24 protein-coding genes are annotated in these 23,736 nt (G+C 68.0%); 16 read left to right on the forward strand and 8 right to left on the reverse strand.

Features of this window, described 5'->3' with window-relative positions; translation table 11 throughout:
- Positions 1 to 63: 63 nt before the first annotated feature.
- Both ACODSC_RS07360 and ACODSC_RS07365 read right to left on the reverse strand, forming a co-directional pair.
- Positions 64 to 1,203 carry an isobutyryl-CoA dehydrogenase gene (locus tag ACODSC_RS07360; protein WP_488813193.1) on the reverse strand — a complete coding sequence of 380 codons (1,140 nt, stop codon included), beginning with the start codon at positions 1,201 to 1,203 and terminating at the stop codon, positions 64 to 66.
- Positions 1,204 to 1,210: 7 nt separating this feature from the next.
- Entirely contained in the window at positions 1,211 to 2,713 is a 1,503-nt protein-coding gene (locus tag ACODSC_RS07365; RefSeq protein ID WP_488813194.1) for a CoA-acylating methylmalonate-semialdehyde dehydrogenase, read from the reverse strand.
- A 114-nt stretch (positions 2,714 to 2,827) separates the two neighbouring features.
- On the opposite strand from ACODSC_RS07365, the gene ACODSC_RS07370 reads away from it, so the two are divergent.
- Together ACODSC_RS07370 and glf are read left to right on the forward strand one after the other, a co-directional pair.
- The gene (locus ACODSC_RS07370; RefSeq protein WP_488813195.1) at positions 2,828 to 3,706 is read left to right on the forward strand and encodes a LysR family transcriptional regulator; all 879 of its coding nucleotides are present in this window, start codon (positions 2,828 to 2,830) and stop codon (positions 3,704 to 3,706) included.
- Between the two features lie 105 nt (positions 3,707 to 3,811).
- Positions 3,812 to 5,020, forward strand: a complete 1,209-nt coding sequence (gene glf, locus ACODSC_RS07375) for a UDP-galactopyranose mutase (protein ID WP_488813197.1) — start codon at positions 3,812 to 3,814, stop codon at positions 5,018 to 5,020.
- A 15-nt stretch (positions 5,021 to 5,035) separates the two neighbouring features.
- On the opposite strand, the gene ACODSC_RS07380 is transcribed toward glf, so the two are convergent.
- Complete coding sequence (locus ACODSC_RS07380) at positions 5,036 to 5,818, reverse strand: thiazole synthase (protein WP_488813199.1); 783 nt, start codon at positions 5,816 to 5,818, stop codon at positions 5,036 to 5,038.
- Positions 5,819 to 5,933: 115 nt separating this feature from the next.
- Here ACODSC_RS07380 and ACODSC_RS07385 point away from each other — a divergent pair, with 115 nt between their 5' ends.
- The gene (locus tag ACODSC_RS07385) at positions 5,934 to 6,218 is read left to right on the forward strand and encodes a type II toxin-antitoxin system Phd/YefM family antitoxin (RefSeq protein WP_488813201.1); all 285 of its coding nucleotides are present in this window, start codon (positions 5,934 to 5,936) and stop codon (positions 6,216 to 6,218) included.
- A 2-nt stretch (positions 6,219 to 6,220) separates the two neighbouring features.
- Entirely contained in the window at positions 6,221 to 6,601 is a 381-nt protein-coding gene (locus ACODSC_RS07390; protein WP_488813203.1) for a type II toxin-antitoxin system VapC family toxin, read from the forward strand.
- Here the strand turns inward: ACODSC_RS07390 and thiS are convergent, their stop codons facing one another.
- Positions 6,602 to 6,802 (reverse strand): sulfur carrier protein ThiS, encoded by a 201-nt coding sequence (gene thiS, locus ACODSC_RS07395; protein WP_488813205.1) that lies wholly within the window; start codon positions 6,800 to 6,802, stop codon positions 6,602 to 6,604.
- A 318-nt stretch (positions 6,803 to 7,120) separates the two neighbouring features.
- Between thiS and aroQ the strand changes: the two genes are divergently transcribed.
- From aroQ to lepB, 5 genes are all read left to right on the forward strand, one after another.
- Positions 7,121 to 7,567, forward strand: coding sequence for a type II 3-dehydroquinate dehydratase (aroQ, locus tag ACODSC_RS07400; RefSeq protein ID WP_488813207.1), 447 nt, complete (start codon positions 7,121 to 7,123; stop codon positions 7,565 to 7,567).
- A gap of 45 nt (positions 7,568 to 7,612) precedes the next feature.
- A complete protein-coding gene (gene accB / locus ACODSC_RS07405; protein ID WP_488813209.1) occupies positions 7,613 to 8,101 on the forward strand; it encodes an acetyl-CoA carboxylase biotin carboxyl carrier protein in 489 nt (162 codons plus the stop codon).
- 3 nt (positions 8,102 to 8,104) lie between these two features.
- Entirely contained in the window at positions 8,105 to 9,457 is a 1,353-nt protein-coding gene (gene accC / locus ACODSC_RS07410) for an acetyl-CoA carboxylase biotin carboxylase subunit (protein ID WP_488813211.1), read from the forward strand.
- Positions 9,454 to 10,134: a leucyl/phenylalanyl-tRNA--protein transferase gene (gene aat, locus ACODSC_RS07415; protein ID WP_488813462.1), complete on the forward strand. Its 681-nt coding sequence runs from the start codon at positions 9,454 to 9,456 to the stop codon at positions 10,132 to 10,134. The genes accC and aat overlap by 4 nt, the downstream gene beginning before the upstream one ends.
- A gap of 157 nt (positions 10,135 to 10,291) precedes the next feature.
- Positions 10,292 to 10,996, forward strand: a complete 705-nt coding sequence (gene lepB / locus ACODSC_RS07420) for a signal peptidase I (RefSeq protein ID WP_488813463.1) — start codon at positions 10,292 to 10,294, stop codon at positions 10,994 to 10,996.
- Here lepB and ACODSC_RS07425 read toward each other — a convergent pair.
- From ACODSC_RS07425 to ACODSC_RS07435, 3 genes are read right to left on the reverse strand one after another with little or no spacing between them, the layout of a single operon-like run.
- The gene (locus tag ACODSC_RS07425) at positions 10,993 to 11,334 is read right to left on the reverse strand and encodes an EF-hand domain-containing protein (protein WP_488813213.1); all 342 of its coding nucleotides are present in this window, start codon (positions 11,332 to 11,334) and stop codon (positions 10,993 to 10,995) included. The two genes, lepB and ACODSC_RS07425, sit on opposite strands and share 4 nt — an antisense overlap.
- A gap of 26 nt (positions 11,335 to 11,360) precedes the next feature.
- Entirely contained in the window at positions 11,361 to 12,017 is a 657-nt protein-coding gene (locus tag ACODSC_RS07430; RefSeq protein ID WP_488813215.1) for a DUF2155 domain-containing protein, read from the reverse strand.
- Entirely contained in the window at positions 12,014 to 12,406 is a 393-nt protein-coding gene (locus ACODSC_RS07435) for an NADH:ubiquinone oxidoreductase subunit NDUFA12 (RefSeq protein ID WP_159850705.1), read from the reverse strand. The genes ACODSC_RS07430 and ACODSC_RS07435 overlap by 4 nt, the downstream gene beginning before the upstream one ends.
- 207 nt (positions 12,407 to 12,613) lie before the next feature.
- Between ACODSC_RS07435 and ACODSC_RS07440 the strand changes: the two genes are divergently transcribed.
- The 3 genes from ACODSC_RS07440 to ACODSC_RS07450 all read left to right on the forward strand — a co-directional run bounded on the left by ACODSC_RS07440 (position 12,614) and on the right by ACODSC_RS07450 (position 16,771).
- On the forward strand, positions 12,614 to 15,241 hold the full coding sequence (locus ACODSC_RS07440) for a TSCPD domain-containing protein (protein ID WP_488813218.1): 2,628 nt from the start codon (positions 12,614 to 12,616) through the stop codon (positions 15,239 to 15,241).
- Between the two features lie 57 nt (positions 15,242 to 15,298).
- On the forward strand, positions 15,299 to 15,790 hold the full coding sequence (locus ACODSC_RS07445; protein WP_488813220.1) for a pentapeptide repeat-containing protein: 492 nt from the start codon (positions 15,299 to 15,301) through the stop codon (positions 15,788 to 15,790).
- Between the two features lie 120 nt (positions 15,791 to 15,910).
- Positions 15,911 to 16,771, forward strand: a complete 861-nt coding sequence (locus ACODSC_RS07450; RefSeq protein WP_488813222.1) for a pentapeptide repeat-containing protein — start codon at positions 15,911 to 15,913, stop codon at positions 16,769 to 16,771.
- 60 nt (positions 16,772 to 16,831) lie between these two features.
- Here ACODSC_RS07450 and aspS read toward each other — a convergent pair whose 3' ends face one another.
- Positions 16,832 to 18,664 carry an aspartate--tRNA ligase gene (aspS, locus tag ACODSC_RS07455; protein WP_488813224.1) on the reverse strand — a complete coding sequence of 611 codons (1,833 nt, stop codon included), beginning with the start codon at positions 18,662 to 18,664 and terminating at the stop codon, positions 16,832 to 16,834.
- Positions 18,665 to 18,809: 145 nt separating this feature from the next.
- Between aspS and ACODSC_RS07460 the strand changes: the two genes are divergently transcribed.
- From ACODSC_RS07460 to ACODSC_RS07475, 4 genes are all read left to right on the forward strand, one after another.
- Entirely contained in the window at positions 18,810 to 19,097 is a 288-nt protein-coding gene (locus tag ACODSC_RS07460; protein ID WP_488813226.1) for a YciI family protein, read from the forward strand.
- 87 nt (positions 19,098 to 19,184) lie between these two features.
- A complete protein-coding gene (locus ACODSC_RS07465; protein ID WP_488813228.1) occupies positions 19,185 to 19,868 on the forward strand; it encodes a P-loop NTPase family protein in 684 nt (227 codons plus the stop codon).
- Positions 19,869 to 19,949: 81 nt separating this feature from the next.
- Positions 19,950 to 22,166: an RNA degradosome polyphosphate kinase gene (locus tag ACODSC_RS07470; protein WP_488813230.1), complete on the forward strand. Its 2,217-nt coding sequence runs from the start codon at positions 19,950 to 19,952 to the stop codon at positions 22,164 to 22,166.
- Positions 22,166 to 23,653 (forward strand): Ppx/GppA phosphatase family protein, encoded by a 1,488-nt coding sequence (locus ACODSC_RS07475; protein ID WP_488813232.1) that lies wholly within the window; start codon positions 22,166 to 22,168, stop codon positions 23,651 to 23,653. Before ACODSC_RS07470 ends, ACODSC_RS07475 begins: the two co-directional genes overlap by 1 nt.
- Positions 23,654 to 23,736 lie beyond the last annotated feature (83 nt).

Raw genomic sequence — 23,736 nt, forward strand, 5'->3', positions numbered from 1 at the left:
ACCCGAACGGCAGGGCTGCCGCAACGAGCCCCGCCCAAGACCAACGAAGACGCGCCGCGCAAATCATCGCCGCGCCATCTCCCGCGCGATGATCACCCGCATGATCTCGTTCGTCCCCTCCAGGATGCGATGGACCCGCAGGTCGCGCACGATCCGTTCCAGCGGATAGTCCTTCAGATAACCGTATCCGCCGTGCAGTTGCAGGGCCTCATCGGCGATCTGGAAACAGGCGTCGGTGGCCAGCCGCTTGGCCATGGCGCACCATTTGGTCTTTTCGGGATGGTCGGTGTCGATGGCCCAGGCGCCGCGCAGCACCATCAGCCGCGCCGCCTCCAGATCCGTCGCCATGTCGGCCAGGCGGAACTGCAGCGCCTGGAACTCGCCGATCGGACGACCGAACTGTTTGCGGGTGGCCACGTAGTCCTGGGCCGTCTCCAGCGCCAGCCGCGCCCCGCCCAGCGAACAGGCGGCGATGTTCAGCCGCCCGCCGTCCAGCCCGGCCATCGCATAGCGGAACCCCGCCCCCTCTTCGCCCAGCAGATTGGCGACCGGCACGCGGCAGTCGTCGAACTGGACTATGGCGGTCGGCTGGGCGTTCCAGCCCATCTTCTTCTCCTGCGCGCCGAACGACAGGCCCGGCGTCCCCGCCTCGACGACGATGGCGGACACCCCCTTTGCGCCCTCCCCGCCCGTGCGAACCATGACGACATAGAGGTCGCTGGTCCCCGCGCCCGAGATGAAGGCCTTGGACCCGTTCAGCACATAGTGGTCGCCGTCGCGCACCGCTGTCGTCCGCAGCGCCGCCGCATCCGAGCCGGAGCCCGGCTCGGTCAGGCAGTAGGAGGCGATCTTCTCCATGCCGACCAGATCCGGCACGAACCGCGCGCGCAGATCGTCCGAGCCGAACCGGTCGATCATCCACGTCGCCATATTGTGGATCGAGATGAAGGCCGCCGTCGCCACGTCGCCGCGCGAAAGCTCCTCGAAGATCACCGCCGCCTCGACCCGGCCCAGGGCCATGCCGCCGTGCTCCTCGCCCGTATAGATGCCGCAGAAACCCATCTCGGCCGCCTGCTTCATCACATCGACCGGGAAATGCTTCTCCTCGTCCCAACGGGCGGAATGGGGCGCCAGTTCGGCGTCGGCGAAGGCGCGGGCCGCGTCCTGGATGGCGCGCTGGTCGTCGGTAAGGGCGAAGTTCATGGCGACCTCAGCGCATCGTCGGAATGACGAACGAACTGTCCGAATGCTCCAGCGCCGAATCCGGCCAGCGGGCGGTCACGGTCTTGGTCTTGGTCCAGAAGCGGACGCCCTCCATGCCGTGCTGGTTGATGTCGCCGAAGGCCGACCGCTTCCAGCCGCCGAAGGTATGATAGGCGACCGGCACCGGGATCGGCACATTGATCCCGACCATGCCGACATTGACGCGGGCGGCGAAGTCGCGGGCGGCGCGGCCGTTCTGGGTGAAGATGGCGACGCCGTTGCCGTACTGATGGTTCGACGGCAGGGCCAGGGCCTCTTCGAAGGTCTCGGCGCGGACGATCTGCAGCACGGGCCCGAAGATCTCCTCCTGATAGGACGACATCTCGGGCTTCACATGGTCGAACAGCGACGGGCCGATGAAATAGCCCTTCTCGTGGCCCTGCAGGCTGAAGTCGCGGCCATCGACGACCAGTTCGGCGCCTTCCTGCACGCCCTTCTCGATCCAGCCGGCGACACGGTCGCGGTGCTGGGCCGTGACGACCGGACCGTAATGGGCGCCCGCGTCGGTCGAGACGCCGACCCGCATCGACGGGATTTCCGCCACCATCCGTTCGCGCAGTTCGTCCGCCGTCTTCTTGCCGACAGGCACGACGACCGGCAGGGCCATGCAGCGCTCGCCGGCCGAGCCATAGGCCGCGCCCGACAGGTCCTTGATCACCTGGTCCATGTCCGCATCAGGCAGGACGATGCCGTGGTTCTTGGCCCCGCCCATGGCCTGGACCCGCTTATGGTTGGCGGCGCCGGTCTGGTAGACATAGTGGGCGATGTCGGACGAGCCGACGAAGCTGACGGCGTGGACCAGCGGATGAGTCAGGATGGCGTCGACCGCCGTCTTGTCACCATGCACCACGTTCAGCACGCCGTTGGGCGCCCCGGCCTCCAGCATCAGCTCGGCCAAGCGCACCGGCAGGGACGGATCCCGCTCCGACGGCTTCAGCACGAAGGTGTTGCCGACCGCGATGGCCACGCCGAACATCCACATCGGGATCATGCCGGGGAAGTTGAACGGGGTGATGCCCGCCACCACGCCCAGCGGCTGGCGCATCGAATAGACGTCGATGCCGGGGCCGGCGCCTTGCGTATATTCGCCCTTCAGAGCGTGGGGGATGCCGCAAGCGAACTCGATCACCTCTAGCCCGCGCTGGATGTCGCCCTTGGAGTCGGCGATGACCTTGCCGTGCTCGGAAGACAGCAGCTCGGCCAGCTCATCCATCCGCGCCTCGACCAGGCGCTTGAAGTCGAACATGACGCGGGCCCGGCGCTGGGGATTGGTGCTGGCCCAGCCGTCGAAGGCGTTCTGCGCCGCCTGGACCGCGCGATCAACCTCGCCCGTTGTGGCCAGTTGCACGCGCGCCTGAACCTCGCCCGTATTGGGATCGAACACGTCGCCGAACCGGCCGGACGCGCCGTCGAAGGCCGCGCCGTCGATGAAGTGTCGGATGTCGCGCATGGCGTATCTCCCTGATGGTTCTTTTTGTCTGCCTCTGGCCTAGCACCGCACAAAGCGGTCGGATAATGCAAAGATGCAGGAAGGTTTCTGCATTAATGCACGAAGGCGGCCGCCATGTTCGACTGGGACGATGTGCGCATCTTCATCGCCGCCGCACGGGCGGGGTCTCTGGGCGGGGCGGCCCAGCGACTGGGCATCGACGCCGCCACCGTGGGCCGGCGCGTCGCGCGGTTGGAAAGCACGCTGAAATCGACCCTTGTGGTGCGATCGACCACCGGCCTGCAACTGACGGCGGCGGGCGCCCAGTTGCTGGACATCGGGCTGGAGGCCGAAAGCGCGATGGAGGCCGCCGCCCGGGTCACCCGTCCCGACACGCTCGCCGGCGTGGTCCGGGTCAGCGCATCGGAAGGGTTCGGCGTCACCCTCATGGCCCCCGCCCTGCCGGAGCTCCGGCTGGCCAGCCCCGGCCTGCGCATCGAACTGGCGGCGACCTCGGGCTTCCTGTCGCCCACCCGGCGCGAGGTGGACATGGCGATCACCCTGGCCGCGCCGGACGCCGCCCGCCTGATCGTCGAGCCGCTGACGCCCTATCAGCTCGCCCTCTACGCCTCGCCCGCCTATCTGGCCCGACGCGGCGCGCCCGGGACGGTGGACGACCTGCCCGGCTTCGACATCGTCGGCTATATCGACGACCTGATCTATGCGCCCGAGCTGCGCTACTTGGACGAGGTCCGGCCCGACCTGACGCCCCACCTCGGCTCCTCCTCCATCCGCGCCCAGAGAGAGATCATCGCCTCGGGCGGCGGCGTCGGCGTCCTGCCCTGTTTCCTCGCCGAGGGGCTGGAGCGCGTCCTGCCCTCCATCCTGATCGAGCGCCGCTTCTGGCTGAGCACCCACCGCGAGGTCCACGACACGGCGCGACTGCGCGCCGTGCGCGCCTGGCTGAAATCGCTGTGCGCCGCACGCCAGTCCAGCCTCAGACCCTTTGCATAGGTGCCCCCTCAAGTCCTGGGCCCGCAATACCGACCCGTCTTTCGGCCGAACTTTACTTGCCTCGCCCGTGTCGGTTACGTCTCGCTTCTCGCCGAAAGACGCATCATGGCCGCCCCGGACCTCAAAGCCTCCGCCGCCGCCCGACCGCGCCTGATCCGCAACGCCTATGACGTTCTCGTCGTCGGCGCCGGATTCGCAGGCGCGGTCATGGCCGAACGGCTCGCGTCCGATGGCGCCAAGCGCGTCCTGGTCGTCGACCGACGCCCTCACATCGGGGGCAACGCCTATGACGCGCTGGACGCCTCCGGCCTGCTGATCCACCGCTATGGCCCGCACATCTTCCATACCAACTCGGCCGAGGTGTTCGACTATCTGTCGCGCTTCACGCGCTGGCGACCTTACGAGCACCGCGTCCTGGCCCAGGTCGGCGATCAGCAGGTCCCGATCCCGATCAACCGCACGACCCTGAACCAACTCTACGGTCTGGCGCTGAACACGGACGCGGAGGCGGCGGCCTGGCTTGAGGCGCGCGCCGAGCCGGTTTCACCGATCAGGACCTCCGAGGACGTCGTGGTCTCCGCCGTCGGCCGCGAACTCTACGAGACCTTCTTCCGCGGCTATACACGCAAACAATGGGGCCTCGACCCGTCCGAACTGGACCGGTCCATCACGGCGCGCGTGCCGACCCGCACCAACACCGACGACCGCTATTTCACAGACGCCTTCCAGGCCATGCCGCTGGACGGTTACACGCGCCTGTTCGAACGCCTGCTGGACCATCCGAACATCGAGGTACGCACCGGTGTCGACTATCGCGAGGTCGCCGATCAGGTGGATGTCGAACACCTGGTCTTCACCGGCCCGATCGACGAATTCTTCGACCACCGCTACGGTCGCCTGCCCTATCGCTCGCTGCGGTTCGAACACATCACCCTGGACCAGCCCCAGGCCCAGGCCGTCGCCACGATCAACTACCCCGACGAGGCCACGCCCCAGACCCGCGTCACCGAATACAAGCACCTGACCGGCCAGACCCATCCGAAGACCAGCCTCACCTACGAATATCCCTCGGCCGAGGGCGATCCCTACTACACCGTGCCCCGCCCCGAAAACCAGGCGCTCTACAAACGCTACGAGGCGCTGGCCCTGGCCCGGCCGGACGTCAGTTTCGTCGGACGGCTAGCGACCTATCGCTACTACAATATGGACCAGGTGGTGGGTCAGGCCCTGGCGACTTACCGACGGCTTGCTACGCAACTTGGCAGAACACCGACCACACGGGTCGGAACGGCAGCCGCAGAGCCGACGGGATAGACGCGCAGTAGTCTTTCAGATCAGTCCCGCCAAAGGCGACGACGGGTCCGCGTACAGCCGTTTCGGCATCCGGCCCGCCAGATAGGCGTCGCGGCCGGCGATGACGGCGTGTTTCATGGCGCGGGCCATGCGGATTGGGTCCTTGGCGCCGGCGATGGCGGTGTTCATCAGGACGGCGTCGCAGCCCAGTTCCATCGCCAAAGTCGCATCCGAAGCCGTGCCGACGCCCGCATCGACCAGGACCGGCACCTTGGCCTGTTCGACGATCAGGCGGACGTTGATGGGGTTCTGGATGCCCAGACCTGAGCCGATCGGCGCGGCGGCCGGCATGATGGCGGCGGCGCCGGCGTCTTCCAGGCGTTTGGCCATAACGACGTCGTCGGTGCAGTAGACCATGACGTCGAACCCGTCCTTGATCAGCAGGTCCAGCGCCCGCAGCGTCTCGATCATGTCGGGATACAGGTGGGCGGTGTTGGACAGCACCTCCAGCTTGACCAGGCTCCAGCCGCCGGCTTCGCGCGCCAGGCGCAGGGTGCGCACCGCGTCCTCGCCGGTGAAACAGCCGGCGGTGTTGGGCAGGAAGGTGAAGCGGTCGGGCTTCACATAGTCGACCAGCATCGGCTGGTTCGGATCGGTCAGGTTCACCCGGCGCACGGCCACGGTGACGATCTCGGCGCCCGCAGCCTCGGCGGCGGCGGCGTTCTGGGCGTAGTCTGCGTATTTGCCCGTGCCCACGATCAGGCGCGAGTTGAAGGTGCGGCCGGCGACGGACCAGGTTTCGGAGACTGTATCGGTCATGGGTGGTGACCTAAGCCTCTGGCGGACGATGTCAAAGGCTGGATCGATCACGCCGCGTTGCGAGAGTGCGTCGGATGGACTAAACTAAGTGGACTAAGTTCACAGGAGCGGCGTCATGGAAACGGTCAACATCCACCAGGCCAAGACCCACCTGTCCCGCTTGATCGAACGCGCGGCGAACGGCGAAACCATCACCATCGCCAAGGCGGGCAAGCCGATGGCCAGGATCGTGCCGCTGGAGGAGATACAGCCGGTCGTCGACACCTCGCGCCGCTTCGGCTTCATGAAAGGCCAGATTCAGGTGCCCGACGACTTCGACACCATGGGTCAGGCCGAGATCGAAGCCATGTTCTATGGCGAAGGGGTCAACGAAGAGCCCGACGGCGGCTTCAGCCGATGAGATTGCTGATCGACACCCACCTGCTGCTTTGGGCATCGGAAGATTTGGAGCGGCTTCCTGCGAAGGCGGCTCAGGTGATGGCTGATCCTGCCAGCAGTCTGATCTTCAGTGCTGTCAACATCTGGGAAATCGTCGTCAAACGGAACCTGCAGCGCCCAGATTTCAACATCGACCCGACCACGTTTCGGCATCGCCTTCTGGGGGCAGGCTATGAGGAAATCGACGTGACCAGCCTGCACACACTGGCGCTGGCGGACCTGCCCTCAATCCATCGCGATCCGTTTGACCGCCTGTTGCTGGCCCAGGCCATCGTCGAGGGCGCAAGCCTAGTGACCGCAGACGCGACGCTCGCTCGCTATCCCGGCCCCATCCTCAAGGTCTGATCAACCGCCGCCGACGAACTGGACCAGTTCGATGCGGTCGCCTTGGGCGACGGGGGTGGCGGCGTGCAGGGACTTGGGCACGATCTCGAGATTGCGCTCGACCGCCACCTTGCGGGGGTCCAGCGACAGTTCCTCGACGAGGGCCAGGATGGTGGTGGCCTGGACCTGGCGGGGTTCGCCGTTGAGATGGATCTGGTGCATGGGTCGGAGATAACGATTGGCGGGCGGCTTCGCCAGACCGTCGGCCCTCAGCCCGCCTCGAACAGAAAGGCGCCGACGGCGACCGCTATGGCTGCGAAGGTCGCCATGACCGTTCGAACCACCAATTTCACGTCCTGGCGCATCCTCCGCGCTCCTGTGCCCCGTCCCGCTGGGGGACGAATGGGGTCGGGACTGCGAAATGCGCGCCATCGCACAGTGACCCAGGGTAAGGTTCGATGCGGCGACCGTTTGACCCGCGCCCCGCGTCGGCTAAAAGGCCCCTCTTGTGCTGCGAAGCGGCGCCCGATTCCGGAAGCCATGTCCGAAACACCCGTCATTCACGTGCTGAACGGCCCCAATCTGAACCTGCTCGGGGTTCGGGAGCCGGACATCTATGGCCGCGACACCCTGGCGGACATCGAACAGCGCTGCGTGACTGCGGCTGAGGGCGCGACCGTCGTGTTTCGTCAGACCAACCATGAAGGCGTTCTGGTGGACTGGATCCAGGAGGCGCGCGCAGGCGTGGACGCCCTGATCATCAATCCGGCGGCCTATGGGCATACGTCGGTGGCGCTGCACGATGCGCTGAAGACGCTGTCGATCCCGGTGATCGAACTGCATCTGTCCAACCCGGCGGCGCGCGAGGCGTTTCGCCATCACTCCTATGTGTCGTCAGCGGCGACCGGCGTCATCGCCGGCTTCGGCGCGGTCGGCTATGAACTGGCCGTCCAGGCGGCCCTCACCAAGGTTCGGGAACGCGGCTGAGGCCCGACCCGTTCGCACTACACACGAAAGACAAGGCGCACTCCAATGGCCGATGACAAGAAACACGCCGAGATCGACGCGAACCTGGTTCGCCAGCTGGCCGACATCCTGAACGAGACCGACCTGACGGAGGTCGAGGTCGAGCGCGGCGATCTGCGCATCCGCGTGGCGCGCGAGATCACCGTCAACGCCGCCCCGGTGCAATACGCCGCCGCCCCGGCCCCAGTTGCTGCTCCCGCCGCTGCTGCTGCTCCGGTCTCCATGCCGTCCGACCCCGCCACCATCGTCGCCCGCGCCGGCGAAGAGGTGAAGTCGCCGATGGTCGGCACCGCCTATCTGCAGGCCTCGCCGGAAGCGGCGCCCTTCGTCCAGGCGGGCGACAAGGTCAAGAAGGGCCAGACCCTGCTGATCGTCGAGGCCATGAAGACGATGAACCCGATCCAGGCCCCGCGCGACGGCGTGGTGGCGGACATTCTGGTCGGCGACGCCCAGCCGGTCGAGTTCGGCGAACCCCTCGTCCTGCTCGAGGCGTAAGCCATGTTTACGAAGGTTCTGATCGCCAACCGGGGCGAGATCGCGCTGCGCATCCACCGGGCGTGCAAGGAGATGGGTATTTCCACCGTCGCCGTGCACTCCGAAGCCGACCGCGGCGCCATGTGGGTGCGTCTGGCCGACGAAAGCGTCTGCATCGGCCCCGCCTCGGCGGCCAAGTCGTATCTGAACATCCCGTCGATCATCGCGGCGGCCGAGATCACCGGCGCCCAGGCGATCCACCCCGGCTACGGCTTCCTGTCCGAGAACGCCCGCTTCGCCGAGATCGTCGAAGCCCACGGCATGACCTTCATCGGTCCCAAGCCCGAGCATATCCGGGTCATGGGCGACAAGATTAGCGCCAAACAGACCGTCATGGACGCCGGCATCCCCGTCGTCCCCGGTTCCAAGGGCGAGGTAGAGACCGTCGAGGAAGCCATCGAGGCGTCGAAGACCATCGGCTTCCCCCTGATCGTCAAGGCGGCGGCGGGCGGCGGCGGACGAGGCATGAAGGTCGCCCTGACGGCTGACGACCTGGTCGAGGCGGTTCAGACCGCCCAGTCCGAGGCCAAGGCCGCCTTCGGCAACGGCGCCGTCTATATGGAGCGCTACCTCCAGAAGCCGCGCCACATCGAGATCCAGGTCATCGCCGACAGCCACGGCAATGTCGTCCACCTGGGCGAACGCGACTGCTCGCTGCAGCGTCGTCACCAGAAGGTGCTGGAAGAGGCCCCCTCGCCCGCCCTGTCGGCCGAGGGTCGCAAGCAGATCGGCGAGACGGTCAACAAGGCCATCGCCGCCATCGGCTATCTGGGCGTCGGCACCATCGAGTTCCTGTGGGAGGACGGCGAGTTCTTCTTCATCGAGATGAACACCCGTCTGCAAGTCGAGCATCCGGTTACGGAAATGATCACGGGCGTCGATCTGGTCCGCGAACAGGTCCGCATCGCCGCCGGCCTGCCGCTGTCGTTCACGCAAGACGACATCGAGTTCAAAGGCCACGCCATCGAGGTGCGGATCAACGCCGAGAACCCGGAGACCTTCACCCCGTCGCCGGGCAAGATCACCGACTTCCACGCGCCGGGCGGCCTGGGCGTGCGTCTGGATAGCGCCATCTACGCCGGCTATTCGATCCCGCCCTATTACGACAGCCTGATCGGCAAGCTGATCGTCCACGGCCGCGACCGCGAGGAGGCCATCGCGCGCCTGAAGCGGTCGCTGAACGAGATCGTCATCGACGGCGTCGACACCACCATCCCCCTGTTCCAGAAACTGTTGCAGGAGCCCGACATCCTGTCCGGCGATTATGACATCCACTGGCTGGAGAAGTGGGCGGCCCGCCAGAAGGGCGACGCCTGACAGACCCCAATTTCAGCGCCAGCGGGCCTTTCGGCGGCTTCGGCCCCGAGGACCTGCTGGCCTGTTACGCCCGGGGCGTGTTTCCGATGGCCGAGGCGCGCGACGATCCGCGCGTCTTCATCATCGAGCCGGAACAGCGCGGCGTCCTGCCGCTGGACGCCTTTCACATTCCCTCGCGCCTGCGTCGCACTGTGCGCGGCGAGCCGTTTGAGGTGCGGGTCGACACCGCGTTCGAGGCGGTGCTGGACGGCTGTGCGGCGGCGCAGGGGCCGGATCGCGAGGACACCTGGATCAACGGCCCGATCCGGCGGCTGTATGCGGCCCTGTTCGCCATGGGGTTCGTCCACTCCATCGAATGCTGGAGGGACGAACGGCTGATCGGAGGACTGTATGGGGTGTCGCTGGGCGGGGCCTTCTTCGGCGAGAGCATGTTCAGCCGCGAGCGGGATGCGTCCAAGGTGGCGCTGGTCCATCTGGTCGCGCGGTTGCGAAAGGGCGGCTGGACCCTGTTGGACGCGCAGTTTCTGACCGAGCACCTCAGCCAGTTCGGCGCGGTGGAGACGCCGCAGGCGGCCTATCTGGACATGCTGTCCCCCGCCCTGTCGGTCAGGCCGGACCAGGCGGCGTTGTGTGCGCGCCTGACCGGCGCCGAGGCGGTGGCTCTGGCCACGGCGTAATGGGCTCCGCCTGATCTGTCCGGACACGATTTTGGGCCTGTCCCGACAGGTTCGGATTGGCGTCGGCGGCGGGTCTGGCGGTCAATGGCGGCATGACCCAGCCCCATCCAAGCCGAAGTCCCCGCCCCGTTCGACCGTCCTGCGCGAAGGGCGAGAGATCGCCGTGACGCTGGCCGTCGCCCTGATCCTGGCGACGGCGCTCCGCATCCTGCTGTTCCAACCCTTCACCATTCCCTCGTCGTCGATGGAGCCGGGACTGGTGACGGGCGACTATATCGTCGTGTCCAAATACGCCTACGGATGGAGCACGGCGTCGCTGCCGTTTTCGCCGCCGATCTTGCCGGGGCGGGTGATGGGACGCGAGCCTCGGCGCGGGGACGTGGTGGTGTTCCGCCTGCCGCACGATCCGAAACAGACCTGGATCAAGCGTGTCGTGGGCCTGCCCGGCGACACGGTTCAGGTGCGCGGCGGCGTGGTCTTCGTCAACGGCGACGCGGTGCGCCAAACCCGGCTGGATGTCGTCGCCGACCATGACGCGCCCCAGCGCCGGGTGCAGCCGGTGCGCGAGACCCTGGCCGACGGGCGATCCTACGTCACCTATGACGGCGGGCCGGGCCTGCCGGGCGACGACACGCCCCTGCGCCGCGTACTGCCGGGTCGGTATCTGATGATGGGCGACAATCGCGACGACTCGCTGGACAGCCGATGGCCGCCCGAGGTCGGGGTCGGCCTGCTGCCCGCCGAGAACATCGTCGGCCGGGCCGAGATCGTGATGGCGTCCTGGAAGCCGGGCGCGAGCCTGTTCAAGCCCTGGACCTGGCTGAACCTTCAGTGGGACCGGTTTTTGGTCCGCATCCGTTAGCGTGCGCGGTATTCGTCGAAGCTGACAACGCCGTCGTGGTTGCGGTCCATCCGGTCGAAGGCGGCGCGGCTGGGCGGCGAAGACTGGGCCAGGGAGGGCGCGGCGACGGCGCCGAGGGCCAGGCCGGCGACGGCGGCGGCCAGCAGCGGACGCCAGCCCAGGCGGGGCTGGCGACGCGTCGCCGACGTCTGGCTCAGTTCGGCGTCGATGAAGCGGCGGATGGCGTCGCTGGCGGTGCGGCCCTCGGCACGGCAGCGGGCCATGAAGGCGGACTTGGTCGCGTGGGGCAGTCGGATTTCGACCGTTTCGCTTTTCTTGAGCGGCTTATCGCGATCCATCCTCAGCCTCCTCACGGCGTGAAAGGTCAGTTCTTACAGCCCACGACCCAGGCGTCGTAATAGGGGTTCTGGATGCCGCTAACGGCGGGCGACGAGGCGAACATCCAGCCACGGAAGATCTGGCGCGGCGAGGCCTGCTGGCCGCGCGGCTGCAGCGACACGTCGATATAGGCGATGGCGTCCTCGGTCAGCTCGTCCGGGGTCGTCACCTCGCAGGCGCGGGCGGCGAAGATCAGGTTGCGGTTGAAGCGCACGGGGCGACCGCCGACCTCGACCTCGAACTTCATCGTCTCGGCCGTGACCTTGTCGATGGCCTGGATGACCGCGAACTTGCGCCGCTGGCGCCGGGCGGGGGTGTCGGGCTGGTCGATGGCCTTCACGGCGACCGGGGCCTCGGTCTTCTCTTCTTCCTCGGCCTTTTCCTCGACGGCGGCGTCCTCGGCGATGATGATCTGAGGCGGCGGGGTCACGGCGACGGGCGAGCGCGGGGCCGGCGCGCCCGCAGGCGGCGTCTCGGTCGGCACCGACGGCTGGGCCGGCGTATTGCGCAGGATGTCGCCGATCGGATCCTGGACGGGGCGGGCGTCGCGCGGGGCGTCCTGAAGCACGCTGGCGGTCACCGCCCCGGCGCTCAGCACGCCGACCAGCGCCGCCCCGCCCAGCAGGAGCCGACGCGCTCTCACTCCGGCGTCCAGGCCTGATAGTCGCCGGTCGCGGCCGGGCGCTTGGCCTCATTGGCCAGCGAGCCGGGCGGACGCCAGGCCAGCGGCGTGCCGGTCATATTGGGCAGGTGATCCTTTTCCCACACGCGACGCGGCAGCGGCTGCTCGGTCGGGGGCAGGTCGAAGGTGTAGTGCAGCCAGCCGTGCCAGTCGGGCGTCACCTTGGACGCCTCGGCATAGCCGTCATAGATGACCCAGCGACGCTTGCGGCCGTCGTAGCTGACGTTGTCGCGGCTCTCGAAATAGCGATTGCCGTTCTCGTCCTGGCCGACGAAGCGACCGCGCTTGGCGATGGTGAAGCGGGTGCCGATCGTGGCGCCCTCCCACCAGCCGAAAATCTTGCTCAACACGTCGTGGAATCCAACCGTAAGGGGTCGCCGAAAAGGGAGGCGGCGTCTGGCTTGGATCATAGAAAGCCGCGCCCCCTTCGTCCAGCGTTCAGAAGGGTCAGGTCGAATCGATATCTTGTGGGCAATACGGCCTGAGCACACCAGATGTATTGGCGAACGGGCGCGCGACCGCCTAGGCTGGCCCGAACCTTTCGGAGAGACGCCGCCATGCGCTTTCAATCCGGCTTCGCCGTTCGCGCCGAACGAGTCGCGATGGAGACCCGCGCCATCGAGCGCCCGGCCAACGTGCAGCCCGTGCTGGTGCCCGCCGGCTGGTCCGACTCTCAGATCGAGGCCTGGCTGGACTGGGTCGAGGCGGCAGGATTCGCGACGCCGATGTCGGGCGACTGGCTGAACGGCGGCGTGGACGCCTGGGCCGAGCGGTTGGCCGCGACCGGCGTCACGGAGGGCGTGTTCGACCGGGCCGAGGCCGCTGTGTTCGCCGCCGAATTGTCGGGCGCGTTCAAGCTGGGCCTGGCGGCGCCGGCGGGATCGGAGCCGGTTGCAGCCGGCGTCGTCGATCTGAACGATCCCGGCGCGGGCGCGAATCTGAGGACGCACAGCGGCAAGCGGGCCGCCGCAAGACTGGGCGCCCAGGCGGCGCAGGCCCTGGCCGAGGCTCTGGCGGGGGTGGCCGATGCGGTGGACCGGTGCGAAGGACCCCGCGGCGACTGCGGCGACCCCTCGCGCAATCCGGCCTTGGGCCGGGCGGCGGCGCTGGCGCGACGGTGCGGGGCGAGCGACGCCGACATCCTGAGAGCCGTCGACGGCGAACGGCCGGCCATGGCGCTGGAGCCGACGGTCGAGGGCGCGCCCCTGGTCGCCCTGGCGGATCGAACGCAGATCGCAGCGGGCGCGCCGGAGGCCCTGCTGGCGGCCGAAGCGACGCTGGACGGCGGGCTGATCGTGGCCTTCGATCCGCGCGATGCGGAGACCGCGACGGCGGCGGCAGGTCGAGCCGTCATCGACCTGGGCGCCGTGCTGGCGCTGGGGGGCGACGCGGCGACCGATCTGGCGAGCCTGACGCGGCTGTTGACGGTGGCGCTGGACCTTCAGGCGGCGTCGCCGGGCGTGATCGCCCTGGGGCTGGACGGGTTGCTGGAGGCCCTGGCGGCGGTCAATGATCTAACGACTCGGGCGCAGGCATTCGCGGGACTGGTCGCGGCGACGGCGGCGCAGACCTCGGCCGAGTTGGCGAGCGTGCGCGGTCTATGCCCCGACTGGGACGATCTGAAGGGCGCCGCCGCCGAGACTGAAGGGACGCGGCGCGATCTGCTGAAGGGGCTGGCCAACCCCATCGCCGCAGTCGCGTCTAAGGCCCTGCCGGTCGCGCCCAAGGCGCGGCGGCACTCGGCCATCGGCCTGTTCGTCGAGGATGCCGAGGCGCGGCTGCGGCTGGGCCTGGGCCGGATCGCGGCGGTCGATGTGTTCCAGACGGCGGACGGCGAGATCGGTCGCCGGCTGAACCCCGCCCTGGCGGCGGCGATCTCGGCGGCGGGCGGCGACGTCGAGGCGGCGGAGCGGTGGACGTTCGGGCGGCGCACCCTGGTCGAGGCGCCGGGCATCGACCATGCGTCGCTGCGCGCGCTGGGCTTCACCGACATCGAGCTGGCCGCCATCGAGAACGCCCTGGCCTGGGCTGAGGATTTCGACACGGTCTTCGCCGCCCCGGTGCTGGACCCCGGCTTCATCCGCGACGTGCTGGGCGTCGAGGACGGCGACGGCCTGCTATTGACCCTGCTGGGCGTGTGCGAAGAGGCCGAGACGGCGGCGACGCGCTGGGTTTTCGGTCATGGCGACCTGAGCGATTGGCCCGAGGCACCGGCGTCCGTCGCCGCCCTGCTGGCCGATCCAGCGGGGGTCGCAGCGGACCTGCGGCGCGCCATCGAACCGTTCAGCGACTTAGCCGACATCGCGGTCGAACCGATGGACTGGCGCGCCACTTCGGCCCAGGCCGCGCGTCTGCTGAGCCAGGGCGCGCTGGACGGTCGTCGCGCCATCCGCCTGGCCCGCGCCGCGCCGGCGGCCGGTCCGCTGCTGTCCTTGCCGAACATCGAGACGGCGCGGGCCGAGCCTGTGCGCGAAGCCCCCCGCCCCGCCCCGACCGAACGGGTTGTCGAGCGCGTGGTCGAGCGGGAACGGGCGCGCCGCAAGCTGCCCGACCGGCGCAAGGGCTATATCCAGAAGGCCGCCGTGGGGGGGCACAAGGTCTATATTCACACCGGCGAATACGAAGACGGCGAGCTGGGCGAAATCTTCATCGACATGCACAAGGAAGGCGCCGCCTTCCGCAGCCTGATGAACAACTTCGCCATCGCCATCTCCATCGGCCTGCAATACGGCGTGCCGCTGGACGAGTTCGTGGACGCCTTCGTCTTCACCCGGTTCGAGCCGGCCGGGCGCGTCACCGGCAACGACTCCATCAAGTCCGCGACCTCGATCCTGGACTACATCTTCCGCGAGTTGGGCGTCTCCTATCTGGACCGCGACGAACTGGCCAATGCGGGAACGGACGACCTGAACGCGGATGGGCTGGGCGACGGAAAGCCCGACGCCAACGCGGCCGTGCCCGCCGCCCGGTTCATCTCCAAGGGATTCGCGCGCGGATCGGCGCCCGACAATCTGGTCGTCCTGCCCTTCGGCAAGAAGGCCGAGCCCGAGCCGCGTCACGTCGCCAATAGCGAAGCCGTCGCCTGCCCCGCCTGCGGCGACTTCAGTCTGCAGCAGCGCGGGGCCGCCTGGGTCTGTGACACCTGCGGGGCCGCGCCGGCGCTGAAGGGCGGCGATCAGGGGTAGGTTAAGGGTTATGGCCTAGGGTTTGCTGCAAGACGATCAAACGTCGGAGCCCGGTCCATGAAACGCACACTTTCCCTCGGCCTGATCGCCGCCCTGCTGGCCGTCGCCGCGCCCGCCCTGGCCCAGAATGCGGGCCAGATCGCCAGCGTGAAGCGCGGGTCGTCCTGCGCCGGATGCAACCTGTTCCAGGGCGACTTCTCGGGGCTGGAGGCGCGGGGCCTGAACCTGTCGGGCGCACGGCTGCGTCAGGCGGACCTGAGCCTCAGCGTCATGAACCGCACGCGTTTTTCCAATACCGACATGCGCGACGTGGAAGCCTATGGCGGCGTCTTCTCGGGTTCCAACTTCTCGCGCGCAAACCTGACCAACGCCAGTTTCGTCGGCGCCTATCTGGAGGGCGCCAGCTTTGCGGGAGCGACGCTGTCGGGCCTGAACCTGTCGGGCGCCCAGCTGACGCGGGCCACCGGCCTGACCCAGGGCCAGTTGAACCAGGCCTGCGGCGACGACTCCACCGTCCTGCCGCGGGGCCTGCGCATTCCCGCCTGCTGAGGGCCGCCGACCTTGCCTCGATTTAACGAAATTACCTCGATTTAAGTAGGTCTGACAGGGGTTTCGGGGCATGCAGGTCTCGTGAAACAGATCGCAAGACATATCCCCTCACGAACCCCATTGGCGCTGCTGGCGCTGGGTGCGGCGCTTGGCGTCGCCCTGGCCGCCTCCCCCGCGACGGCGGGGGTCGAGATGCTGATTCAGGACCGCGACGTGGCCCGTTCGGTGTCGCTGGGCGGATCGTGCAACCGGTGCGAACTGTCGGGCCGCAACCTGACCGGCGCCACCTTCACCGGCGCCTCCTTCATGAACGCCACCCTGGTCGGCGCGAACCTGCGCGGGGCCGAGATGGTCGGGTCCAACTTCACGGGCAGCGATTTCAGCCGCGCCAATCTGTCGGGCGTCGAGATCGTCGGCGCCAACTTCTCCTCGACCAACTTCACCGGCGCGGTCCTGAGCGGCGCCGAGGCGCAAGGGGCGTCCTTCGTGCGGGCCAATCTGAGCCGGGCCGATGTGTCCGGCGCTGAGCTGCACGGCGTCAACTTCAACGGCGCCACCCTGTCGGGCGCCAACTTTTCAGACAGCGAGATGTTCGGCTCGACCCTGGCCAATGTCCGGGCGGGGGGCGCCAACTTCAATGACGCCGAGATCACGGCCTCGAACCTGTCGAACGGCGACTTCTCCGGCGCCTCCTTCCGCGACGCCAATCTGGACGGTGCGCGGCTGAGCGGGGGAAACTTCGCCCGCACGGATTTTGGCGACGCCTCGCTGCGCCGGGCAGACATCCGGGGCGCGGACCTGTCCAGCGCGCGCGGCCTGACCCAGTCCCAGATCAGCGAGGCCTGCGGCGACGGCTCGACCCGCCTGCCCGGCCGACTGTCGCCCCAGGCCTGTCGCGGCACGATCCGCGTGATCCGCACCCCGCCGGCGCCGCCGGTTCCGCCCCGCGTGCGCAACATCGTCATCGCCAGCGGCCGCTGACGCAGCAAAAAGGGGACGCCTCGCAGCGTCCCCTTGTTCGTGTCGGCTAGCTTTCGCCCATCACACCTTGATCGGCAGGGCCGTGCGGATGTGGACGTCCTTCAACTGACGCTCTTCCGCCTCGGTCGGCGCGTTCATCAACAGGTCTTCGCCCTGCTGGTTCAGCGGGAAGGCGATGACCTCGCGGATGGCCGTCTCGCCCGCCAGAAGCATGACGATGCGGTCGATGCCGGGGGCAAGGCCGCCGTGCGGCGGCGCGCCATAGCGGAAGGCGTTCAGCATGCCGCCGAACTGTTCCTCGACCACCGAGGCGTCGTAACCGGCGATCTCGAAGGCCTTGAGCATGATCTCGGCCTTGTGGTTCCGGATCGCGCCCGAGCACAGCTCATAGCCGTTGCAAACGATGTCATACTGATAGGCGCGGATGGTCAGCGGATCCTGGGTCTCCAGGGCCTCCAGCCCGCCCTGCGGCATCGAGAAGGGGTTGTGGCTGAAATCGACCTTCTTCTCTTCTTCCGACCATTCGAACATGGGGAAGTCGACGATCCAGCAGAATTTGAACTGGTTCTCGTCGATCAGCTTCAGCTCCGTGCCCACGCGGGTGCGGGCCAGACCGGCGAACTTGGCGAAGACCGACGGCAGGCCGGCGGTGAAGAAGGCGGCGTCGCCCTTGCCCAGGCCCAGCGAGGCCATCAGGGTCTCGGTCGGCTCCTGGCCCAGGTTCTTGGCGATGGGACCGCCCCAGGCGCCCTGGTCGTCCGACCAGAAGATATAGCCCAGGCCTGGCTGGCCCTCACCCTGCGCCCAGCTGTTCATGCGGTCGCAGAAGGCGCGGGAGCCGCCGGTCGGGGCCGGAATCGCCCAGACGGCGTTCTTCTCGTCCGCGCCCAGAATCTTGGCGAACAGGCCGAAACCGCCGTCGCGGAAGTGGTCGGAGACGACCTGCATCTTGATCGGGTTGCGCAGGTCCGGCTTGTCCGAACCATACCAGGCCATCGACTGGGCGTAGGTCAGGCGCTCGAAACCCTTGTGCTCGAACGTCTCGCCGAAGTCGTTGGTGAAGACATGGGCGCCGTCGATGGGCGACACCGGCTTGCCCTCGCCGAACTCCTCGAACACGCCGTGCATCAGCGGCTCGATGGCGGCGAAGACGTCTTCCTGGGTCACGAAGCTCATCTCGACGTCGAGCTGGTAGAATTCCAGCGACCGGTCGGCGCGCAGGTCTTCGTCACGGAAGCAGGGGGCGATCTGGAAATAGCGGTCGAAGCCCGAAACCATCAGCAGCTGCTTGAACTGCTGCGGCGCCTGCGGCAGGGCGTAGAACTTGCCGGGGTGCAGGCGCGACGGCACCAGGAAGTCGCGTGCGCCTTCCGGCGACGACGCCGTCAGGATCGGGGTCTGATATTCCAGGAAGCCCTGGGCGACCATGCGCTGGCGTATCGAGGAGATGACCCTGGAGCGCAGGACGATGTTCTTGTGCAGCCGCTCACGACGCAGGTCGAGGAAGCGGTTGCCCAGGCGGATATCCTCCGGATACTCCTGATCGCCGAAGACCGGCATCGGCAGTTCGGCGGCTTCCGACAAGACCTCGACGCCTTGCACGCGCACCTCGACCTCGCCGGTCGGCAGGTTGGGGTTCACGACCCCCGCCTCGCGCGCGATGACTTCGCCGTCGATCTTGATCACGCTCTCGGCGCGCAGACGTTCGACCGCTGCGAAGCCCGGCGTCTCAGGGTGCAGCACCAGCTGCGTCAGGCCGTAGTGGTCGCGCAGATCGATGAACAGCAGGCCGCCATGATCGCGCTTCCTGTGCACCCAGCCAGACAGGCGGACGGCGGAACCGGCGTCGGAGGCGCGCAGGGCGCCGCAGGTATGGGAGCGGTAGGCGTGCATGAGAATCGTCTGGACTGGACCGCGCGCGCGGCGAAAATCGGAAGCGGCGTAGGGCGCATCATCACCCCCGAAAGTCAAGGTTTCAGGCGTTGCAAAGCCTGCTGCGGCGGGCGATAGCCTGCGACATCAACCTGGAAAGCCACCCATGTTCATCGTCACCATCACCTACACCCAGCCGATCGAAGCCATCGAAGCCAAGACGGTCGAGCATCGCGAGTGGTTGGACACCCATGTCGCCAGCGGCCTGATCATCGCCGCCGGGCCGATGGTTCCGCGCACCGGCGGCATTCTGGTGGTGCGCAGCGGCGGAACGAAAGAAGAGCTCGAGACCCTGCTTAAGGCCGACCCGTTCCAGGTTCACGGCCTGGCAGACTATGTCGTGACCGAGTTCAAGGCGGGCAAGCTGAACCCGGCCCTGGCGCCGTTCGCCTGAATTCCATCCACAGGGTCAGGCTTCCCTCCCCGGAACCAACAGGGCGGGATCGGCGCGGTTGAGGCCGGCGTCTGCTATGACCCTGCCATGCCCGCGCCCAGCGCCCTGATCAAATCGCCCGTTGAGCAGCTGCGTCTGCCGTTGGAGCGGCATGGCGAGACGACCGCCTTCGTGACCTCGGACAGCAACGCCGAGGCCGTTCGCACCCTGTCCCGCTGGCCGGACGGGGTCGGCGCGGTGCTGGCCCTGCATGGCCCGGCCGGATCGGGCAAGAGCCGCCTGGCCGCCGAATGGGCCGAGCGCGTGGGCGCCCTGCCCCTGCACGGCGCGGAGGCCGGCCTGATGGACCCGCTGGAGCTGGAAGGCCGCGCCGTCCTGCTGGACCGCGCCCCCGATGCGGACGACGAGACCCTGTTTCACCTGATCAATCTGGCCAACGCCGGCGGGGGCGCCCTGCTGCTGGTGTCGCGTTCGGCCCCGCGGTCGTGGAGCGTGGCCCTGCCCGATCTGCGCTCGCGGCTGGACGCGGTGAGGACCGTGGCCGTCGAGGCGCCCGACGACGACGTCCTGTCGGCCATCCTGCGCGCCCGCTTCGCCGAACGCAGCATCGCCCCTGCGGATGAGGTGATCGACTATCTGGTGCGGCGGCTGGATCGTTCGGCCGAGGCGGCCGCGACGGCGGTGGATCGGCTGGACGCCCTGCATCGGCCGGTGACGCGGGTTCTGGCGCGTCAGGTGCTGGACGATCTGGAGACCCTGGCGGATCGCTGAGCGACGATCCGTCTCGGCCCCGCCGGACGAAAATCGCTTATGCCGCTTGCGGCCGTCACAGACGCGCGCGAGAACCGGGTCATGACCGACGCCGCCATCCACGACGACACCCGAGGCGAGGAGGTTCCCGCCTCGCGCGCCCCCCAGCTCGCGCTGAACGAAGACCTGATGGCCTCGCCCGCCCGCTTCTTCAATCGGGAGATCTCGTGGCTGGCGTTCAACGAACGCGTGCTGGAAGAGGCGGCCAACCCCAACCATCCGTTGCTGGAGCGGCTGCGGTTCCTGTCGATCTCGGCCAATAATCTGGACGAGTTCTTCATGACCCGCGTCGCCGGCCTGAAGGGCCAGTTGCGCGAGCGGCTGCGGGTCCTGTCCGCCGACGGCCTGACGCCGGGCGAACAGCTGGACCAGATCAACGTCGCCGCCGGCGAGCTGATGGCCGAGCAGCAGTTGCGCTGGCGTCAGCTGAAGAAGGAACTGACCACCGCAGGCATCGAGGTCGTCGATCGCCAGCGCATCACCAAGACCGAGCGGGACCGGCTGGAGCCCGAGTTCCTGAACCAACTGTTCGCCGTCCTGACGCCCCTGGCCATCGACCCGGCGCACCCCTTCCCCTTCCTGCCCAACCTGGGCTTCTCCCTGGCGCTGAAGCTGCGGCGCAAGGGCGAAAGCCGCACCTTCTACGCCCTGGTGCCCGTCCCGACCCAGGTGCGCCGCTTCTGGCAACTGCCCACCGACGGCCGCTCCACGCCCGGGCACAAGCGGTTCATCACGCTGGAAAACGTGCTGCTGCTGTTCATCGACCACCTGTTCCCCGGCTGCGAGGTTCTGGAAAAGGGCGTGCTGCGGCTGATCCGCGACAGCGACATCGAGATCGAGGAAGAGGCCGAGGACCTGGTGCTGGAGTTCGAGGAGGCGCTGAAACAGCGTCGCCTCGGCCTGGTCGTGCGGGTCAAGATCGAGGCGTCCATGCCCGCCGACCTGCGCGACTTCATTGTCGGCGAGCTGGAGGCGGCGCCGCAAGACGTGGTTCTGGTGGACGGCATGCTGGGGCTGGCCCAGCTGTCGGACCTTATCCCCGGCGGCCACCCGGACCTGAAGTTCAAGGGCTATGAACCCCGCTATCCCGAGCGGGTGCGCGACAACGGCGGCGACATCTTCGCGGCGGTCCGCGAGAAGGACATGCTGATCCACCATCCGTTCGAAAGCTTCGACGTGGTGGTGCAGTTCCTGCGTCAGGCCGCGCGTGATCCCAACGTCATCGCCATCAAACAGACGCTGTATCGCACCTCCAAGGACAGTCCCATCGTCGCGGCGCTGATCGAGGCGGCCGAGAACGGCAAGAACGTCACCGCCCTGGTCGAGCTGAAAGCCCGGTTCGACGAGGAGGCCAATCTGCGCTGGGCGCGGGCGATGGAGCGGGCCGGGGTCCACGTCGTCTTCGGCTTCGTCGAGTACAAGACCCACGCCAAGCTGAGCGTGGTCGTGCGGCGCGAGGGCGACGGGCTGAAGACCTATTGCCACTTCGGCACCGGCAACTATCACCCGGTGACGGCCAAGGTTTACACCGACCTGTCGCTGTTCAGCTGCGACCCCGTGCTGGGGCGCGATGCGACCAAGGTGTTCAACTACATCACGGGCTATGCAACGCCGGACCATCTGGAAGCGCTGATCGTGTCGCCGCTGAACATGAAGTCCACGCTGGTCGAACTGATCGGCAAGGAGATGTCGGCCGCCGCCATGGGCAAGCCCGCGGCCATCTGGGTCAAGCTGAACTCGCTGGTGGACCCCGAGATCATCGACGCCCTGTACCGCGCCAGCCAATGGGGCGTACGCATCGACCTGGTGGTGCGCGGCATCTGCTGCCTGCGCCCCGGCGTGCCGGGCCTGTCCGAGAACATCCGCGTCAAGTCGATCGTCGGCCGGTTCCTGGAGCACAGCCGCATTGTCTGTTTCGCCAACGGCAAGGACCTGCCGCACGACAAGGCCAAGGTCTTCATCTCCTCGGCCGATTGGATGACGCGCAATCTGGACCGCCGGGTCGAGCTGATGACGCCCATCCGCAACGCCACCGTCCACGACCAGGTGCTGGACCAGATCATGGTCGCCAACCTGAAGGACGACGCACAAAGCTGGGTGCTGGACGCCGAAGGGCGCTATACACGCGTCACCCCTGCGGACCCGGAGCGGCCCTTCTCGGCCCACAAATACTTCATGACCAATCCCAGCCTGTCGGGGCGCGGCCGCAAGGCCAAGAGCCTGCCTGCCGTCCTGCGCTATGAGCGTCCCGGCCGCTGATGCCCGAAAACCCGCTTACCGACCGCGACATCGCCGCGATCGACATCGGCTCCAACTCGGTGCGCCTGGTGCTGTACCGGCTGGAAGGCCGGGCGATCTGGACTGTCTATAACGAGAAGGTGCTGGCCGGCCTGGGCCGCGACCTGCCGACGACGCGCAAGCTGTCGCCCGAAGGGGTGGTGATGGCCATGACGGCGCTGCGCCGCTTCGCCGCCGTGCTGGAAGGCGTGCGGCCCGATGCGACCCTGATCGCCGCCACCGCCGCCGTGCGCGAGGCCCTCGACGGGCCCGAATTCTGCGAGCGGGTGGCGGCCGAGACCGGCCTGAACATCCGTGTCCTGTCCGGTGAGGAAGAGGCGAAATACGCCGCCATGGGCGTGCTGGCCGGCGCGCCCCTGGCGCACGGCGTGTCAGCCGACATGGGCGGCGCCAGCCTGGAGCTGACCCGCCTGAACGGAGACGGCGTCGAGCATGGCCTGACCCTGCCGCTGGGGCCCTTCGCCCTGGCCGACGGCAAGGCCTTCGACGCCGACCGCATCAGGGCCCGCATCGACCAGACGCTGAAACCCGTCGCGGCCCAGTTCCAGAGCGAGCGCCTCTATGCCGTCGGCGGCGCCTGGCGCACCCTGGCCCAGGTGCAGATGGCCCTGAAATCCTATCCGCTGAAGGTCGTTCACCAGTATCAGATGTCGGCCGAGGATGCGCTGGAGACGGCGCGTCTGGTGGCTCAGCAGTCGGCGGCCGGCCTGGCGAAACTACCCGGCGTGTCCAAGAAGCGGGCCGAGACCCTGCCCTACGCCGGGCTGGTGCTGGAGGGGCTGATCCAGCACCTGGGCCTGAAACAGATCGAGATGTCGGCCTGGGGCGTGCGCGAGGGCCTGTTGTTCGAGACGCTGGACGAGGCGACGCGCACGGCCGATCCGCTGATGGCGGGGTGTGCGGCCCTGGGCGGACGTCAGGGCGTCGCCCCCGCCCTTCCCGGCGCCCTGAACGGCTGGATTTCCGACATCGTCGCGGCCCTGCCCTCGGCCTTCGGAGAAGAGCGCGACGCCGTCCTGGTCGCGGCAACCTGCCACCTGGCCGACCTGGGCGCCCGGCTGCACCCCGACCACCGGCTGGAACTGGTGTTCGACCAGGTGCTGCGCGCGCCGGTGGCGGGCATCAGCCACGTCGAACGCGCCTTCCTGGCCAGCGCCATGAACGCCCGCTACGGCGGCGGCCCCGCCACGCCCCAGCCCGAGATCATCGATCGCCTGCTGAACGGCGACGCCGCCAAACGCGCCCGCGCCATCGGCCTGGCCATCCGCCTCGCCTGCGACCTGTCCGGCCGCTCGCCGCAACTGCTGGCCAATGCGACGGCCAAGGTGAAGGGCGGCGACCTGCGCCTGACGGCGACCGAAGGCTATGCCGACGTCCTGTTGGGCGAACAGACCAAGAAGCGCGCCAAGGCCTTGGCGGAGGCGATGGACCTGGGATTGAAGATATAAGGCAACCCGTCTCCTCCCCATGAAATGGGGAGGTGGCGCGGCGCGTCTTCAGCGCCGTGACGGAGGGGCTCTTCGCCGCATAA

It is taken from the genome of Brevundimonas sp. FG128, assembly GCF_057809775.1.

Coding starts and splice junctions, on each gene's coding strand:
- ACODSC_RS07360 (WP_488813193.1), bottom strand. CDS start 1,203: ATGAACTTCGCCCTTACCGACGACCAGCGCGCCATCCAGGACGCGGCC.
- ACODSC_RS07365 (WP_488813194.1), bottom strand. CDS start 2,713: ATGCGCGACATCCGACACTTCATCGACGGCGCGGCCTTCGACGGCGCG.
- ACODSC_RS07370 (WP_488813195.1), top strand. CDS start 2,828: ATGTTCGACTGGGACGATGTGCGCATCTTCATCGCCGCCGCACGGGCG.
- glf (WP_488813197.1), top strand. CDS start 3,812: ATGGCCGCCCCGGACCTCAAAGCCTCCGCCGCCGCCCGACCGCGCCTG.
- ACODSC_RS07380 (WP_488813199.1), bottom strand. CDS start 5,818: ATGACCGATACAGTCTCCGAAACCTGGTCCGTCGCCGGCCGCACCTTC.
- ACODSC_RS07385 (WP_488813201.1), top strand. CDS start 5,934: ATGGAAACGGTCAACATCCACCAGGCCAAGACCCACCTGTCCCGCTTG.
- thiS (WP_488813205.1), bottom strand. CDS start 6,802: ATGCACCAGATCCATCTCAACGGCGAACCCCGCCAGGTCCAGGCCACC.
- aroQ (WP_488813207.1), top strand. CDS start 7,121: ATGTCCGAAACACCCGTCATTCACGTGCTGAACGGCCCCAATCTGAAC.
- accB (WP_488813209.1), top strand. CDS start 7,613: ATGGCCGATGACAAGAAACACGCCGAGATCGACGCGAACCTGGTTCGC.
- accC (WP_488813211.1), top strand. CDS start 8,105: ATGTTTACGAAGGTTCTGATCGCCAACCGGGGCGAGATCGCGCTGCGC.
- ACODSC_RS07425 (WP_488813213.1), bottom strand. CDS start 11,334: ATGGATCGCGATAAGCCGCTCAAGAAAAGCGAAACGGTCGAAATCCGA.
- ACODSC_RS07440 (WP_488813218.1), top strand. CDS start 12,614: ATGCGCTTTCAATCCGGCTTCGCCGTTCGCGCCGAACGAGTCGCGATG.
- ACODSC_RS07445 (WP_488813220.1), top strand. CDS start 15,299: ATGAAACGCACACTTTCCCTCGGCCTGATCGCCGCCCTGCTGGCCGTC.
- aspS (WP_488813224.1), bottom strand. CDS start 18,664: ATGCACGCCTACCGCTCCCATACCTGCGGCGCCCTGCGCGCCTCCGAC.
- ACODSC_RS07460 (WP_488813226.1), top strand. CDS start 18,810: ATGTTCATCGTCACCATCACCTACACCCAGCCGATCGAAGCCATCGAA.
- ACODSC_RS07465 (WP_488813228.1), top strand. CDS start 19,185: ATGCCCGCGCCCAGCGCCCTGATCAAATCGCCCGTTGAGCAGCTGCGT.
- ACODSC_RS07470 (WP_488813230.1), top strand. CDS start 19,950: ATGACCGACGCCGCCATCCACGACGACACCCGAGGCGAGGAGGTTCCC.
- ACODSC_RS07475 (WP_488813232.1), top strand. CDS start 22,166: ATGCCCGAAAACCCGCTTACCGACCGCGACATCGCCGCGATCGACATC.